Here is a 14,842-nt window from a genome sequence, read left to right on the forward strand (position 1 = left end):
CTGGGATGCCGAGGGCACGGTGTTGATCACCGGGGCGAAGAGCCCGGCCGACGCGCCGCTTTGGGGCGTCAGCGAAGAGCCTGGATGATCCGCCGGCGGAGGCTTTCGTCGCTGATGCTGTCGATCTCGCGCCAGGCGGCGTCGGACACCTCTTCGGTCTGGAGCTCTCCGATGTCGGCGGTGGTGCCGAAGAGGAAGCGGAAATCGAAGTGCTGGTGGGCGGGTTCGTCCTTGGCGGGGTTGGCGTCGATGGGGTGGACGTCGATGTGGAGCGGGGCTTCGCCGTGCGGTGTGATCACGTGGGCGGGGATGCCGGTCTCCTCGGTCAGCTCGCGGCCGGCGGCCTGCAGGAGTGTGTTGTCCTGCGGTTCGAGGTGGCCGCCTGGCAGCAGCCACTTGCCGGTGGCGAGGTGGTGGATGTGCAGGATGCGTCTGTCAGGACCGGCGAGGATCGCGCCGGCGGTCGCGTGGCCGCTGAACTCGCTGCGGGAGGCGAGGTTGGCTCCGGCGTCCAGGAGGCTGAGCGCGGGGGCGAGGTCGGGCTTCTCTCCGGGGCGCTCGTCGAGGTAGGCGGTCAGGGTGGTGCGGATGTGGGCTTCTGTGATGGGCAAGTGATCACCTGTTGAAGTAGGAGAGCCAGGTCGCCGCGATGGCGGCGCGGTCATCCGCGTTGGCCTCGTGCATGCCGGGGGCGAGGTCCGTGCGGGTGAGCATCCTGATCCCGGCGAGGATCTCGGCCTGGACCAGGAAGATGAACGGTCCAACGCCGGCGCCGTGGAGGAAGTTGACGGCGTTGCCGCGGTTCGCCAGATAGAAGTAGTGGCCGGTGGTCTGGTAGCGGGTGACGTAGTCGCCGACCATGGTGCGGGTGTAGACGTCCGGCAGGCTGTTGAGCTCCAGTTCGTCCTCGCTGGAAGTGACGGTGGCGACGTATGCGCCGTTGCGCAGGTGGCTGAAGTCCTCGCCGTGCAACGAGATCGCGCCAGTCGCGCAGAGCACCAGGCCGGCGCCCTTCAGCGCGTCCTCCCGGTCGCGGGCGACCGTGAAGCCCTGGGACAGGGCCTGGGTGCGGCGGACCGGGTCGATGTCGTGGACGGTGACCTGGACTCCCTTGGCGTGCAGGAGACGGGCGATGGAGCTGCCGAGTTTGCCGAAACCGATCACCAGGGCGGGGCGGCCGTGGAGAATGTCGCCGCGACCGCGCATGACGGCCTCGGTGGAGAAGACCACGGACTGGCCGACCAGGAAGTCCTCGGGGTCCTTGAGCGGCGATCGGGCGACTGAGATGACCGGGCAGGGAAGTTTGTCGAGGTCCTCGTAGCGGCGGTGGCCGTTCTCGGTGTCCTCGATCACTCCGAGGATCTGCCCGGAGAAGCGGCTGTGCAGCTCGGCGAGGGCGGGAGCGAAGTATCCGCCGACGTCCAGCAGCACGACGGGCTCGCCCGCGGCGCGGGACTCGAAGTAGTCCAGCGCGGCGTCGGGATCGGCGAACAGCTCACGGGAGAGCGTATCGACCGGGATGGTTTGTTCGACCTCGCGCTGGGCGGCGGGTGCGATGGACTTCGGTTTGGGCAGTACTGCCCGCAGCCGGCTCAGCGTGGCGACCGCGCGGACGAAGCCGGGCCGCTCGGGAAGTAAGTGGGTCACCAGGAGCGAGGTGACCTGGTCGGTGGGGGCGAATTGCGCGGCAATCTTGGCGAAGTAGGCGTCCAATCGGGCACGTTCGAAAGTTTCCATGGCCGTTCCCTCTCGTCGGGAGTCAGGGCAGTGCATGGGTGGCTGGGGATGTTCAGGCAGGGCGGGCGAGGCCGAGCAGGAGGCGTCCGGAGACGAGGCCGGCATCGAGGTAGGCATCGACGCGGGTGTGGTCGGCGCTTCGCGGCAGCGGGTCCAGGCCGACCACGATGACGGCCTGCCTGTGGTCGAGGCCGAGCCAGGTCCAGGCGCCCAGGGCGGTCGGCAGGCCGGGGCCTGCGGCGGCCAGCGGGGTGCAGGCGGTCAGCATGGTGCCTCCTGGATGGCCGGGGTGGTCTTGAAGCGTGACCAGACGAACTTGCCCGTCACTCCGCGATCTTCGACCCCCCAGTCATCGGAGAGCACGGCGACGATGTGCAGGCCGCGGCCGGATACGTCGTCGTTGGTGGGGCGACGGGGCCGCGGCCGGCGAGGGCTGGAGTCGTGGACCTCGACATGGACGGTGCCGTCCTCGGCGTTCACCGTGACCTGGAAGCCCTGGCCGCAGCGTGTGCCATGTGCCAGGGCGTTGGTGGCCAGCTCGGAGACACAGAGGCGAACGTCATCGGCCCGTCCCTCCAGGTCCCAGGCTGCCAGGGTGCGAAGGACGAAGTCGCGGGCCTGGCTCACGGATTCGGGACAGGGGCGAAGAATTTCTTGATGGGGTCGGGCATGGCGAGCCTCATGTCTCGGCGTCCAGGGCAGGGGCAGAGCTGGGATTGCGGCGGCGGGAGCGCTCTGGCGGCCGACGGGTCGTCCTGTTGCCGCGGACGAGCATCAGCCGCACGCCGGAACCGGTAATCCTCCGCCGCCGCTCGGCTATCGGCCGGTGCCCCAGGTGGGAGGCGGAAGGCAGCACCGCTCCATAGACATCTGGCAGATCGAGCACATCCAGCAGCCCCGTGAATGCCGCACTGGAGGCGCTTGTGGTGTTGCCGCGCTCGATGAAGATCGCCCCCAGCACCAGTTCGTGGCTGCGGCTGTATTCCGCCAGGGCTCCGGCCAGGGCCGTCTGCCGGGCGGCGGAGCTTTTGGGAAGCCGGAGGAAGCCGTAGACGATCGGGCCGTTCACCGGACGATGCTCCGTGAGGGGTTCCATATACGTGTCCGTCCAATGGATCAAAAGGGGCGGAAGGCGTGGCCCGACAGGATCCGGGCCGCTCTTCGAGAGTGGCCCTGCTCGAACCTCAGGGAAATGACCCGCTGTTGTACTTCCGTTGCACTTGCGTACTCCCGCCCGCGTGAGCGTGCTTCGATGCTGTGCGGAAGGGAGTGAGGCGTGGCGACCGTGCACCACTGGACCGGGCAGGAGGCCCATGCCCTGCGCCTCGCGCTGCGGATGAGCGTCCGCGGCTTCGCCGAGCACCTCGGGGTAGCAGCCCGGACCGTCGCCAAGTGGGACCAGCTCCTGGCTGCCACCGAGCCCCGCCCGGACACCCAAGCCATCTTGGACACCGCGCTCGCCCGTGCGGATGCCGCAGTGCATCTGCGGTTCGAGACACTGCTGTCCGAAGCCGGCTGCCCCGCAACTGGACGGGGGCGGCGAATGGCCGTGTCCGGCCCGAGAACCTGGGAATTCGAATCGTGGACCGACGACCTGGACCGGGTCGTGGTCGCCTTAAGCCACCAGAACTTCGCGTTCGCCGACAACCTGCTGGCCCGCTGGCTGAACCGCTTCACGCCGTCGGAGCTGGACGACAAGGGCCTGTATCTGCTCGCCCGGTCCACTGCCCTACTCGGTGACCTCCAGCGCGACCAGGGTGCCCTGCGCGGGCCGCTGTCAGCCCAGCACTCCTATGCCGGAGCCCGCTCGGTCTTCATCCAGCTCGACATCCCGCGCCGCGTCGCCCAGCTCGACCTGTCGCTGGCCGTGGTCGCCGAGATGTCCGGCAACCTCCATGTAGCCGCCCACCACTACGAATCCCTGGCCGTGGACGATCGGCTCTCCCGCCGCGACCGGGCCAGGGCCCGGCTGTGGGTGGGGACCGCGCTGAGCAAGGACGGCAACCACCACTATGCGGCCCGCGTCATGATGGCTGCGACCCGCGAGTTCGAGGACCTGTCCGAGCCCGACGACTGGTCCGTCGCCCACCAAAAACTCGCCCTCGCCCACCGCGGCGTCGACGATCTGGGCGCCGCGCTGCACTTCATCGACATCGCCCGTAGCACCGGCGTGATCGACTCACCGATGCAGCGGGTGCGTCTGGACACCGCTCACGGTCACATCCTGCTGTCCGACCCGGCCACCCGGGATGATGGGCTTCATGTGCTCGACGACGCCGCGAAGCTGGCCGCCAAGTTCAGCCTGAGCCACCAGCTCCGCAGCATCGAGGGCATCCGGACGACGAGCGAGGGGGCCCCAGTTCCCCCGGCGACGGTGACCAGGGAGACAGGCGAGTGACGGACAACCAGCGGGTAATCACCGAAGGCCAGCGACAGCGGGCAAAGCTGATCTGGGACTACCACCAGATGCACCACGAGGCCCGGCCGGCCGATGCAGCGATCGGACTGGGCAGCCACGACCTCGGCGTCCCCGCGTTCTGTGCCGAGCTTTATCGCGCCGGGCTGTTCCCCACCCTCGTCTTCTCCGGTGGACCCAACCCCACCGCCCCCGAACGCTTCCCCCGGGGCGAGGCGGTGCACTTCCGCGAGCACGCGCTCACTCTCGGCGTCCACGCAAAAGCGATTCTGCTGGAGCCCAACGCGCGCAACACCGGTCAGAACATCACTTTCTCCCGCGATGTCCTGGCAGCAGCGGGCATCGGCGTCACGAGCGTGCTGCTGGTCTCCATGCCCTATATGGAGCGACGCGCGTTCGCCACCGCCCGCAAGGTCTGGCCCGAGGTCGAGGTGACCTGCGCCTCGGCGCCCCTGGAGTTCGACGACTATCTCAAGACGATCGGCGACGAGAAACTCGTCACCGATCAACTCGTCGGGGACTTGCAGCGGGTGATCGAGTATCCGAAGCTCGACTTCGCCATCGAGCAGGACGTCCCGGAGGACGTGCATGCCGCCTACGAATCCCTCCTCGAAGACGGCTTCGACAGCCGCCTCCTCACGGTCTGAATTGCCGCCGCCGGGCGGGCCGTGTGCCATCCACCAGCCCAACCTTTTTCCCCGGCTGAGCACGCTGGCCAAGCTGTTCGCGGCGGTGCTGGGTCGTCCTGGACGACGTCCAGTTCACCCGCCGCGACTACCAGCACCGAACCGTCTCGCCGCCCTGGATGTCCCGTAGGACTGTCGGTGGCTCGCTATCCCCACCCATCTGCCCAGGGGCCGTCAGACACCGATCAGGGACACGGTGACGGCCGAGTCCGCCCGGTCCCGGCAGCGGACCGTCCGCGTGCTCCAGCAGCACCATGGGACCAGCCCCCATTGGCCCGTTTTCCAGCAGCCCTGGGCCCCGTCCTCGACGCCTTCGCCGCCAGTGTCCGGACGGCAGCGGTCACTGAGGCATCCACCCGAGTCACGCTGAACCTGCTCGGCTGGACGGGACAGACCCTGCGAAGCAGCGGACTCCCGGCCCGCCCGGGACGTTCCCAGCGGCTCGTCGACCTGTCCGCAGCCGTTGGCGCCAGGACCCATTTGTGCGGGCCCGGCGGCAGGCGATACCTCCAGCCGGCCCTCTTCACCGCCGACGGCATCACCGTCACGGCCTTCCGGACCCCTCCCACCGGCATGTGGCAGACAGGCCACGAGGTCAGTGCGCTCCGGAACCTGATGCGTCTGGGCCCGCCCGCCCTAGCCGACTGCCTGCGGGCCGTTGCCTCCGGCCCGGATCGCGTCGGCGAGACGCCTGAGCCACTGCTGTGAGGGGACGGCACCCTGCGCATCGAGATCGCCGACACCCGTACGGAGAAGCGCCCGCCGGAACCTGGCGCGCTCGCCTCCGCGCCTCCGACGCCGAAGGCGGTCGTGGGCTGGTTCTCGTGGCCGCGCTCGCCGCTCGCCGGCAGGTCGTCGACCGGGGCCCGGTCGGCAAAGTGGTCCGAGCCGAACCGGACCTCTGGATGGCGGATTCCAAGGGGTTTCGTGGTGATGGGCAGCCAGTGCCCACATCGCGGGACTAAAGTCCTCGGTAACCGAACGGTGACCGGTGGTGGGCTCGGGGTGAAGGGGAGTGGAGTGAAAAAAATCGAGCTGGCCAGTGTGATCAGGGATCTGCGGGAGGAATTGGAGCAGGCGGTCGTCGCTGCGGAGGATGCGACGCTGCGCTTCGAGTTGGGGACGATCGAACTGGAGGTCTCGGTCGCTCTGGAGCGAACCGGGCACGCGGGGGCGAAGGTTCGGTTCTGGGTGGTGGAGTCCGGTGCCGACGCGACGGCGGGCGCCACCTCGACCCAGCGCATCACACTGGCCCTGAAGCCGACCCTCACCCGGTCGGGCAACCGGCCGTTCGTCTCCGGAACCGCTGGTAAAAACGAGCAATGAACCCCGCCGACAGCAGGGTGTCCGAACCCGACGGGCTTGACCTGCGCCGAGTGGTCCAGGTCGTCACCACACTGCGGGCAGGCTCGGGGCGGCGCGGGTCGGGCTACCGGGTGAGTGGTCAGATGGTGCTCACCGCCGCGCATGTGGTGAGTGACGCGGTGTCAGTGCAGCTGCGTTTCTTCACCGAGGACGGCGACACCACGGAGTTACCCGGCGAGCCGGTCTGGGCGGACGAGGCCATGGATATCGCGGTGCTCAAGATCGCGCGGGACGCGGACGCCGGCGCATTGTGCGCCGCCGAGATCTCGCCGGTGCGGTTCGCCGGGATCACGCAGCCCGTGGCATGCGAAGCGCTGGGATTTCCACGGTTCAGGCTGCGCCCCGATCCTGCGTCGACGGACCGTGGCGACCCCAGGTGGTACCGGGATTCTCACCACGCGCGCGGCACGACCACGCCGTTGTCGCATCTGCGCGCGGGCAGCCTGGAGATCTCCGTGGAGCCTCCTGAGCACGATCCGGACGGTTCCCCGTGGGAGGGGATGTCGGGGGCCGCGGTGTTGAGCGGCGGGTATGTGATCGGGGTGGTCAGCAAGCATCACTGCCTCGACGGGCTCGGCAGGTTCGAGGCAAGCCAGGTGAAACGCTGGTACCGCCTCGCTCCGGACCGGATCAACGCACTCAACGAGCTGATCGGCCTGCCGGCCGATGCCGACCAACTCACGCAGCTCCCGCTCCCGTCGCCTCCGCGGCCGCCGGAAACGCCGGAGCCGGAGGCTCAGGAGTCGGCCAGGAAACTCGCCCGCGATGTGTACGAGCAATGGCATCGCGAGGGGCAGTGGCGGCGCGTCGGGGACCCGTTCCCGCTCGCCGTGCGCTTCGGGTGCACCGGCCGGAATGTGTTCGATCACTGGGCCAATATCCGCCAACTCCCGCCCGGGACGCACTCGGCGCCCCTCCCGCTGGACGGTCAGCTCGACCGGATCGTGGGGGTGTACGAGTCCATTCCGTCCCGTCGGCTGGTGGTGCTGGGTGAGGCCGGGTCCGGCAAGACGATCCTGACCCTGCGCTTCGTCCTCGACCGGCTGAGGGCCCGTGCCGCCGGCGACCGGGTACCGGTGATCTTCGGTCTGGGTTCCTGGGATCCGGCCACCACCTCACTCGATGACTGGCTGTGCAGCCAACTGGTGCGCGACTACCCCTTCCTGGCAGCTCCCGCCGGGAACGGAGGAAATCTGGCCGGTCTCCTGCTCGACGAGGAGAGAATCCTTCCTGTTCTCGACGGCTTCGACGAGATCGCAAGCGGCCTGCACGGTGCGGCGCTGCGAGCGCTCAACCGCACCACCACGCCGCTGCTGCTCACCAGCCGCCCCACGGAGTACAGCCGGGCCGTGGAGGAGAACGGCGTGCTCACCGAAGCCGCCGTCATTGAGCTGGAAGACCTCACCGTGGACGACTACGCCGACTACCTGCACCGGGGCAGCCGACCGGTCAGGGACAGCGGCGAGGACAGTTCCGCGTGGGAACCGGTCCTGGGCCGGCTGCGCGAGGAGCCGCGCAGTCCGGGCGCGGCGAACGTCGCCAAGGTGCTCGCCACCCCACTGATGGTCGGCCTGGCCCGCACGGTCTACAAAAGAAGCACGGCCGGGCACAAGCCCGCAGATCTTCTGGACACCGAGAAGTTCGCCTCCCCCGAAGCCCTGCAGGACCATCTCCTGGCAGCCTTCCTCCCCGCCGTCTACGACCCCACACCGACCGGCCGCGGCACCAGCCATCGCCGTCGCCGGCACCCCGAACGTGCCCAGCGCTATCTCGGCTACCTCGCCGCGCACCTGCATGAGCTCGACACCCGCGACCTGGCCTGGTGGGAACTGGGCACCACCATGCGCCGTTCTTCGCGCATGCTCGTGGTCGGGTTCCTGGCCGCACTGGCCTTCGGGGTGACGACCGGCATCGGAAACCTGCCCGTGGACCTGGTCGCGACCGAGCAGGGGCTCGGGTTCGCGCTCGGCCGGGGGCTCCTGGTCGGGCTCCTGCACGGGCTCGTCGTCGGGCTGGTCTTCGGATGCGTGTACGGGTTCGTGTCCGGGGGCGCGCCACGTGAGCCGTCGCGCGTACGCATACAGATCTTCGGCGCGACCAGGCAGAGGCGTGCCAAGGTCGTCCCCAGGTTCCTGCTGGGGCTCGGCTTCGGGCTCCCGGTCGCGCTCGTGCTGGTGCTCGTGGACAGGTGCGTGGTCGCTCCGCTGGGGTTCGACGACGGAGTGGACGGCGGGCCCGTGGGCGCGCTCCTGTTCCCGCTCGAGGTCGGGCTCGGGGCCGGGCTCGTGCTCGGCATCATGGCCTGGCTGGAAGCTCCCATTGACCTCAGCTCCGCGGTCAGCGCCGCGGACCTGTTGAGCACCAACCGCAAGAACGTGGTCTTCCATATGCTCGTGTGGATGCTCGTGATCGGGCTCCCGGCCGGGCTCGGCCTCGGGTTCGTGTCCGAGCCTGTCGGCGGGCTCGTGCCCGGCCCGGTCCGCGGGCTCCTGGCCGGGCTCCTGTTCGGGACCGAGGCGGCGTTCGGGGGCGGGCTCGGGTACGGGCTGAGTTTCACCGCTTGGGGCCAGTGGGTGGCCCTCTCGCGAATGTGGCTGCCGCTTACCGGCCGGCTGCCCTGGGCAGTGATCGCTTTCCTGGACGACGCTCACCAGCGAGGTGTGTTGCGCCAGGCCGGCGCGGTCTACCAATTCCGCCACGCTCGACTCCAAGACCACCTGACCCAGGTTTCCCAGGCGCACCATCTCTCTCAGCGATCGAGCGCGCCGGGAAAGGCGGACCCGGAACATCCCGGGAACCGTGCGCGACCGGAAAGGCGTCTTGATTCCGGTAACACCCGCCAGTCGCGTACCGATGAGACACACAGCAGAACAACTCACGGGGGTGTCAGATGACTGCCAGGCGCAGGATGGGAAGGCCAAGGGCGAGGATGGCCCTTGGGGTGGTGACGGCCTTAGGGGTCGCCGTCGGAATCGTGGGAGTTTCCGGAGCCGGAATCGCGGCCGCACAACCGACTTCGCGCACACTGAAGTACACATGCAAAGTCCCGGTGATCAAAAACCAGCCCTTCACGGTGAAGATCGACGCGAATATTCCGGAGGCGGTCCCGGTCGGCGAATCCAGCCGGAAATTCGCCATCGGTGCGCGGACGACGGTGGACGCGGACCTCACGGCGAAACTCGGCCTGATCGGTGTGAAGACCGTTCAGGGCACGGTGGCCGCGAAGATCGGCGTGTCCGCGCCGCAAGGTGACAGCTTGGTCAGGGTGCCCCTCGGCATCACCAGGACCAGCATCCCGGCATCCGGTTCCTTTGACGTCACGGCGACCGGCGCCGCGCCCGCTCTCCGTTTCAGCCGGCCGGGCCACGGGCGGATCACCGCCGGCGACATCGCCCTGCACGTCGTCGGAAAGAAGGCGAGCGGCGAGGTTCTGGGCGAGGCCGACGTGCGGTGCAGGCTGGATGCCGGGCAGAAGAACGTCGTGGGGTCCTTCGAGATCACGGGGACCGGGACCGGGGCGACGACCGGCTCGACCACGTCCGGCACCTCGGGCACGACGGCCTCCGGTGCCACGTCCGAGGGGGCGTCATCCGCGGCCCACGGTAAGGCGGCGGGTGCCATCGCGGCCACCGGCCAGGACACCAGAGACCTGATTCTGCCGACCATCGGCATTCTTGCCGCGGGCATCGTCGCCTTCTGCTTCGGCTTGTGGCTGAAGAGCCGCCGCCGCGCCGCCGACAACGGCTGAGGAGGCCGAGTCGCGGATCCCGGCGTCGGGATCCTGCCTCTCCCCGCCGGCTCGCTTCCGCGCACGCAGGCCGGGGGGCCCTGGCGCGCCGTCACCTCACGGGTATGCGCCTGACGTGGCGGGTGGCGTCGGCCCACCGCGCGCCGGGCGCATGCGGCCCGGCGGCACCAAGCGGCCGCTGCGGCCGGCCCGCAAGGGCCGGCCGGCGCCGGTCCGACCGACCGGGCGCGTAGGACCCGCGCGAGGGCGGGCCTCCGACCGGCCGGACCGGGGCTCGTCAGGGAACGTAACACCCTTGCAATGTCTTGCGTAAGGTCTTGCAACAACGGATTGCGGCGGCTAGAACGTCATCAGCATGGGCGCCGTCCCCCCACCGGTGCCGTTCAACGGCCTTCCGGGCACGGCGCGTTGCCGAGCAAGGTCACTCCACCCCCTCAGGAGGAACCGTGCTCCACCGGATCAGAAGCGCCGCGCGCAGACCCGCGGCTGCCGCACTTGCCGTCATGGCGGGCGCGGCGGCCTTCCTGGCGCCACAGCCGGCGGCTGCCGCACCGCCCGGCGCCAAGGACGTCACCGCCGTCCTCTTCGAGTGGCGCTACGACTCGGTCGCCGCGGAATGCCGCAACACCCTGGGGCCCGCCGGTTACGGCTACGTCCAGGTGTCGCCGCCCCAGGAACACATCCAGGGCGCGCAGTGGTGGACCTCGTACCAGCCGGTCAGCTACCAGATCGCCGGACGGCTCGGCGACCGTACGGCCTTTGCGGACATGGTGGCCGCCTGCCATGGCGCGGGGGTCAAGGTCGTCACCGACACCGTCATCAATCACATGACGTCCGGTGCCGGCACGGGCACGGGCGGATCCTCGTACACCAAGTACGACTACCCGGGCACCTACTCGGTCTTCGACTTCGACGACTGCACGGCCCCCGTCTCGAACTACGCCGACCGCTGGAACGTGCAGCACTGCGAACTCGTCGGCCTCGCCGACCTCGACACGGGCGAACCGTACGTCCGCGGCCGGATCGCCGCCTACCTCAACGATCTGCTGTCCCTGGGCGTCGACGGTTTCCGCATCGACGCCGCCAAGCACATCCCGGCCGACGACCTCGCCGACATCAAGAGCAGGCTGAGCGATCCGCAGGTCTACTGGAAGCAGGAAGCCATCTACGGCGCGGGCGAGGCCGTCTCCCCGGCCGAGTACCAGGCAACCGGTGACGTACAGGAATTCCGCTATGCCCGCGACCTCAAGCGGGTGTTCCACGACGAGAACCTCGCGTATCTGAAGAACTACGGCGAGGGCTGGGGGTACCTGCCGAGCGCCGAGGCCGCCGTCTTCGTCGACAATCACGACACCGAGCGCGGCGGCGACACCCTCAGCTACCAGGACGGCGCCGACTACACGCTGGCCCATGTCTTCATGCTGGCCTGGCCCTACGGCTCACCGGACGTCCACTCGGGCTACGAGTTCACCGACCGGGACGCCGGGCCGCCCAACGGGGGGAAGGTGAACGCCTGCTGGCAGGACGGCTGGAAGTGCCAGCACAAGTGGCCCGAGATCGCGAGCATGGTCGCCTTCCGCAACGCCGTCCGCGGCGGAGCCGTCACCCACTGGTGGGACAACGGCGCCGACGCCATCGCCTTCGGCCGCGGCGCCAACGGCTTCGTGGTGATCAACCATGAGACCACCGCGCTCAGCCGCACCTTCCAGACCTCGCTGCCGGCCGGTGGCTACTGCGACGTGCAGAGCGGCCGGGCGGTGACGGTGGACGGCTCGGGCCGCTTCACCGCGACGCTGGGCCCGAACACCGCACTGGCCCTGCACACGGGGGCACGCACGGGCTGCTCCTGACCCGGCCGCGGGCTGGACGTCTGCTGCCCGCCGCTCCGCACACGGGGCGCGCATGCCCGCGCGCCCCGTATCCCCACCACCCGTACGACCTCCGAAGGAGCCTCTTCGTGAACGGCCCCCTCCGCCGTACCGTCGCCGCCGTGGCCATGGTCCTGTGCGCCGCCGCCCTTCCCGCCGCATCCGCCGCGACCGCCGCCCCGGCGCCCGGCCCGGCCGACGCCCGGGCTCAGTGGATCGACCGGGACACCGTCGTCTGGAAGGGCGCGGAACACACCGCGTCCCAGCTGGAGTTCGGGACACACGGCAAGCGCATCCGGCTCAGGCCCGGCAGCCTCAGCCCGTCCGAACGCCTCGCCTATCCGCATCTGACGGGCTACCCGGCCTTCACCGTCGACCCCCGCGACCGGGGCCTGGCTCCCGCCGCCCTGCGCGGCGGACTCCTCGCCACCCAGCGCACCGCCGACGGAGGGCGCACCACCACCGGCGTACAGATACCCGGCGTCCTGGACGACCTCTACGGTGCCCGTGCCCGGCATGCCGCACTCGGCCCGGTCTTCCACCACGGCCGCCCCACCCTCTCCGTCTGGGCGCCCACCGCCCGTACCGTCGCCCTCGAACTCGACGGCCGTACGGTCCCGATGCGGCGTGACGACAGCACCGGCATCTGGCGCGTCCAGGGCGCGCGCGACTGGGCCGGAAAGCCGTACCGCTACCGCGTCACCGTCTGGGCGCCCACCGTCGGCAAGACCGTCACCAACAAGGTCACCGACCCCTACTCCACCGCCCTGACCGCGGACTCGGCCCGCAGCCTGGTCACCGACCTCGACGACCCGAAGCTCGCCCCGGCCGGCTGGTCACGGCTGACGAAGCCCGCCGCGGTGCCGCTGCGCCGCGCCCGCATCCAGGAGCTGCAGATCCGCGACTTCTCCGTCGAGGACCGCACCTCCCGCCACCCCGGGAGCTACCTCGCCTTCACCGACCGGCACTCGGACGGCATGCGGCACCTGGCCTCGCTCGCCCGGTCCGGCACGTCCTACGTCCATCTGCTGCCGGCCTTCGACTTCGCCACCGCACCCGAGCGGCGCGCCGACCAGGCCCGTCCCGGCTGCGACCTGGCCTCGTACGCCCCCGACTCCGACGGTCAGCAGGAGTGCACGGGCAAGACGGCCGCCCGCGACGCCTACAACTGGGGCTACGACCCGCTCCACTACACCGTCCCGGAAGGGTCCTACGCCTCCGACCCCGGCTCCGCTTCCGAAGGTGCATCACCGAGCAAGGGCGGAGTGAAGCGGAGCGGAGCGGCCCGCACCGTCGAGTTCCGCCGCATGGTCCAGGGCCTCAACGGCGCCGGGCTGCGCACCGTCATGGACGTCGTCTACAACCACACCGCTGCGAGCGGCCAGGACCCGCACTCCGTCCTGGACCGCATCGTCCCCGGCTACTACCAGCGCCTCATGGACGACGGCAGCGTCGCCACCTCCACCTGCTGTTCGGGCACCGCCCCCGAACACACCATGATGGGCAAGCTCGTCGTCGACTCCGTCGTCACCTGGGCCAAGGAGTACAAGGTCGACGGCTTCCGCTTCGACCTCATGGGCCACCACCCCAAGGCCAATATCCTCGCCGTCCGCAAGGCGCTGGACGCGCTGACGCCGCGCAAGGACGGGGTGGACGGCAAGGCGGTCGTCCTCTACGGCGAGGGCTGGAACTTCGGCGAGGCAGGGAACGACGCCCGCTTCGTCCAGGCCACCCAGCAGAACATGGCCGGGACCGGCATCGCGACCTTCAGCGACCGGGCCCGGGACGCGGTACGCGGCGGCAGCCCCTTCGACGGCGACCCCCGCATCCAGGGATTCGCCTCGGGCCTGTACACCGACCCCAACTCCTCGAAGGAGAACGGGACTCCGGCCGAACAACGCGCCCGGCTCCTCCACTACCAGGACCTCATCAAGGTCGGCCTCACCGGCAACCTCGCCGGCTACACCTTCACCGACACCACCGGCCACCGGGTCAAGGGCTCCGGCGTCGACTACAACGGCGCCCCGGCCGGCTACGCCGCCGCCCCCGGTGACGCCCTTGCCTACGCCGACGCCCACGACAACGAAACGCTCTACGACGCCCTCGCCTACAAACTCCCGCAGCGCACCGGCGCCGCCGACCGCTCCCGTATGCAGGTGCTCGCGCTGGCCACCGCCGCCCTCTCCCAGGGACCGGCGCTCTCCCAGGCGGGCTCCGACCTGCTGCGCTCCAAGTCCCTGGACCGCAACTCCTTCGACAGTGGCGACTGGTTCAACGCCCTGCACTGGAACTGCGCCGACGGCAACGGCTTCGGCCGCGGACTGCCCCCGGCCGCCGACAACAAGGACAAGTGGCCCTACGCCAAGCCCCTGCTGGCCGACCCCGCGCTCCGCCCCGGCTGCGACGCGATCCACCACACCTCCGCCGCCTACCGCGACCTGCTCCGTATCCACGCCACCGAACCGGCCTTCGGCCTGTCCACCACCGCCGCCGTACAGAAGGCGCTCTCCTTCCCGCTGTCCGGGAAGGACGAGACCCCCGGCGTGATCACGATGCGGCTCGGCAACCTCGTCGTCGTCCTCAACGCCACCCCGGACCCCCGGCACCAGACCGTCCGCGCCCTCGCGGGCGAGCCCTACGCCTTGCACCCCGTCCAGGCCCACGGCGCGGACCGGACCACCGCGACCGCGTCCTACGCACGCTCCTCGGGCACCTTCACCGTCCCGGCCCGCACCGTCGCGGTCTTCCGCCGGGGCTGAGACCCGGCTCAGGCTCCCAGCCGCTTTTCGAGAAGGGTGACGGCGTACCGGCCGGGTGATTCTGTCGTCCCACGTTGTCGGCTTTCCCGCCGTGGGGGTTTGTCGCCGTTGCGCCTGGCGGCGGGCGGGGTCCGCTGCGCGGGGCTGTCGGGGTGCGGTGACGGGCCTGCGCGGGTGGGTGTCCGGACTGCTGCGCTTTACGTCCGGACACCCACCCGCTCCGGCCCGTCCCCTCCCGTTGGGGGATGGGAAGAGGTTGGTGG

General features: G+C 70.0%; 13 protein-coding genes. 8 read left to right on the forward strand and 5 right to left on the reverse strand.

What is annotated here, in order from left to right; genetic code table 11:
• Nucleotides 1–68 precede the first annotated feature (68 nt).
• From ACWGI6_RS37765 to ACWGI6_RS37785, 5 genes are read right to left on the reverse strand one after another with little or no spacing between them, the layout of a single operon-like run.
• Nucleotides 69–611: an NUDIX hydrolase gene (locus tag ACWGI6_RS37765; RefSeq protein WP_453271704.1), complete on the reverse strand. Its 543-nt coding sequence runs from the start codon at nt 609–611 to the stop codon at nt 69–71.
• A 4-nt stretch (nt 612–615) separates the two neighbouring features.
• A complete protein-coding gene (locus ACWGI6_RS37770) occupies nt 616–1,737 on the reverse strand; it encodes an adenosylhomocysteinase (protein WP_453271705.1) in 1,122 nt (373 codons plus the stop codon).
• A 52-nt stretch (nt 1,738–1,789) separates the two neighbouring features.
• Nucleotides 1,790–2,005 carry a hypothetical protein gene (locus ACWGI6_RS37775; protein WP_453271706.1) on the reverse strand — a complete coding sequence of 72 codons (216 nt, stop codon included), beginning with the start codon at nt 2,003–2,005 and terminating at the stop codon, nt 1,790–1,792.
• Nucleotides 1,999–2,364, reverse strand: a complete 366-nt coding sequence (locus tag ACWGI6_RS37780) for an ATP-binding protein (RefSeq protein WP_453271707.1) — start codon at nt 2,362–2,364, stop codon at nt 1,999–2,001. The genes ACWGI6_RS37775 and ACWGI6_RS37780 overlap by 7 nt, the downstream gene beginning before the upstream one ends.
• A 52-nt stretch (nt 2,365–2,416) precedes the next feature.
• Complete coding sequence (locus ACWGI6_RS37785) at nt 2,417–2,806, reverse strand: hypothetical protein (protein ID WP_453271708.1); 390 nt, start codon at nt 2,804–2,806, stop codon at nt 2,417–2,419.
• Between the two features lie 207 nt (nt 2,807–3,013).
• Here ACWGI6_RS37785 and ACWGI6_RS37790 point away from each other — a divergent pair, with 207 nt between their 5' ends.
• The 8 genes from ACWGI6_RS37790 (at nt 3,014) to pulA (ending at nt 14,579) form a co-directional block, all read left to right on the forward strand.
• On the forward strand, nt 3,014–4,135 hold the full coding sequence (locus ACWGI6_RS37790) for a helix-turn-helix domain-containing protein (protein WP_453271709.1): 1,122 nt from the start codon (nt 3,014–3,016) through the stop codon (nt 4,133–4,135).
• Nucleotides 4,132–4,800, forward strand: a complete 669-nt coding sequence (locus tag ACWGI6_RS37795; RefSeq protein ID WP_453271710.1) for a YdcF family protein — start codon at nt 4,132–4,134, stop codon at nt 4,798–4,800. Before ACWGI6_RS37790 ends, ACWGI6_RS37795 begins: the two co-directional genes overlap by 4 nt.
• A gap of 177 nt (nt 4,801–4,977) precedes the next feature.
• Nucleotides 4,978–5,547, forward strand: a complete 570-nt coding sequence (locus tag ACWGI6_RS37800; RefSeq protein ID WP_453271711.1) for a WbqC family protein — start codon at nt 4,978–4,980, stop codon at nt 5,545–5,547.
• 312 nt (nt 5,548–5,859) lie between these two features.
• Entirely contained in the window at nt 5,860–6,165 is a 306-nt protein-coding gene (locus ACWGI6_RS37805; protein WP_453271712.1) for a trypco2 family protein, read from the forward strand.
• On the forward strand, nt 6,162–9,098 hold the full coding sequence (locus tag ACWGI6_RS37810; RefSeq protein ID WP_453271713.1) for a trypsin-like peptidase domain-containing protein: 2,937 nt from the start codon (nt 6,162–6,164) through the stop codon (nt 9,096–9,098). Before ACWGI6_RS37805 ends, ACWGI6_RS37810 begins: the two co-directional genes overlap by 4 nt.
• Nucleotides 9,099–9,133: 35 nt before the next feature.
• Nucleotides 9,134–9,952 (forward strand): DUF6801 domain-containing protein, encoded by an 819-nt coding sequence (locus ACWGI6_RS37815; RefSeq protein WP_453271714.1) that lies wholly within the window; start codon nt 9,134–9,136, stop codon nt 9,950–9,952.
• A 503-nt stretch (nt 9,953–10,455) separates the two neighbouring features.
• Nucleotides 10,456–11,802 carry an alpha-amylase gene (locus ACWGI6_RS37820; protein ID WP_453271716.1) on the forward strand — a complete coding sequence of 449 codons (1,347 nt, stop codon included), beginning with the start codon at nt 10,456–10,458 and terminating at the stop codon, nt 11,800–11,802.
• Nucleotides 11,803–11,909: 107 nt separating this feature from the next.
• Nucleotides 11,910–14,579, forward strand: coding sequence for a pullulanase-type alpha-1,6-glucosidase (gene pulA / locus ACWGI6_RS37825; protein ID WP_453271715.1), 2,670 nt, complete (start codon nt 11,910–11,912; stop codon nt 14,577–14,579).
• The last annotated feature ends 263 nt before the right edge of the window (nt 14,580–14,842 follow it).

The organism is Streptomyces sp. NPDC054786 (genome assembly GCF_053611685.1).

Excerpts from the sequence above, each read along its gene's own strand:
- ACWGI6_RS37770 (WP_453271705.1), bottom strand. The coding sequence starts at position 1,737 with ATGGAAACTTTCGAACGTGCCCGATTGGACGCCTACTTCGCCAAGATT.
- ACWGI6_RS37775 (WP_453271706.1), bottom strand. The coding sequence starts at position 2,005 with ATGCTGACCGCCTGCACCCCGCTGGCCGCCGCAGGCCCCGGCCTGCCG.
- ACWGI6_RS37810 (WP_453271713.1), top strand. The coding sequence starts at position 6,162 with ATGAACCCCGCCGACAGCAGGGTGTCCGAACCCGACGGGCTTGACCTG.
- ACWGI6_RS37815 (WP_453271714.1), top strand. The coding sequence starts at position 9,134 with ATGGCCCTTGGGGTGGTGACGGCCTTAGGGGTCGCCGTCGGAATCGTG.
- ACWGI6_RS37820 (WP_453271716.1), top strand. The coding sequence starts at position 10,456 with ATGGCGGGCGCGGCGGCCTTCCTGGCGCCACAGCCGGCGGCTGCCGCA.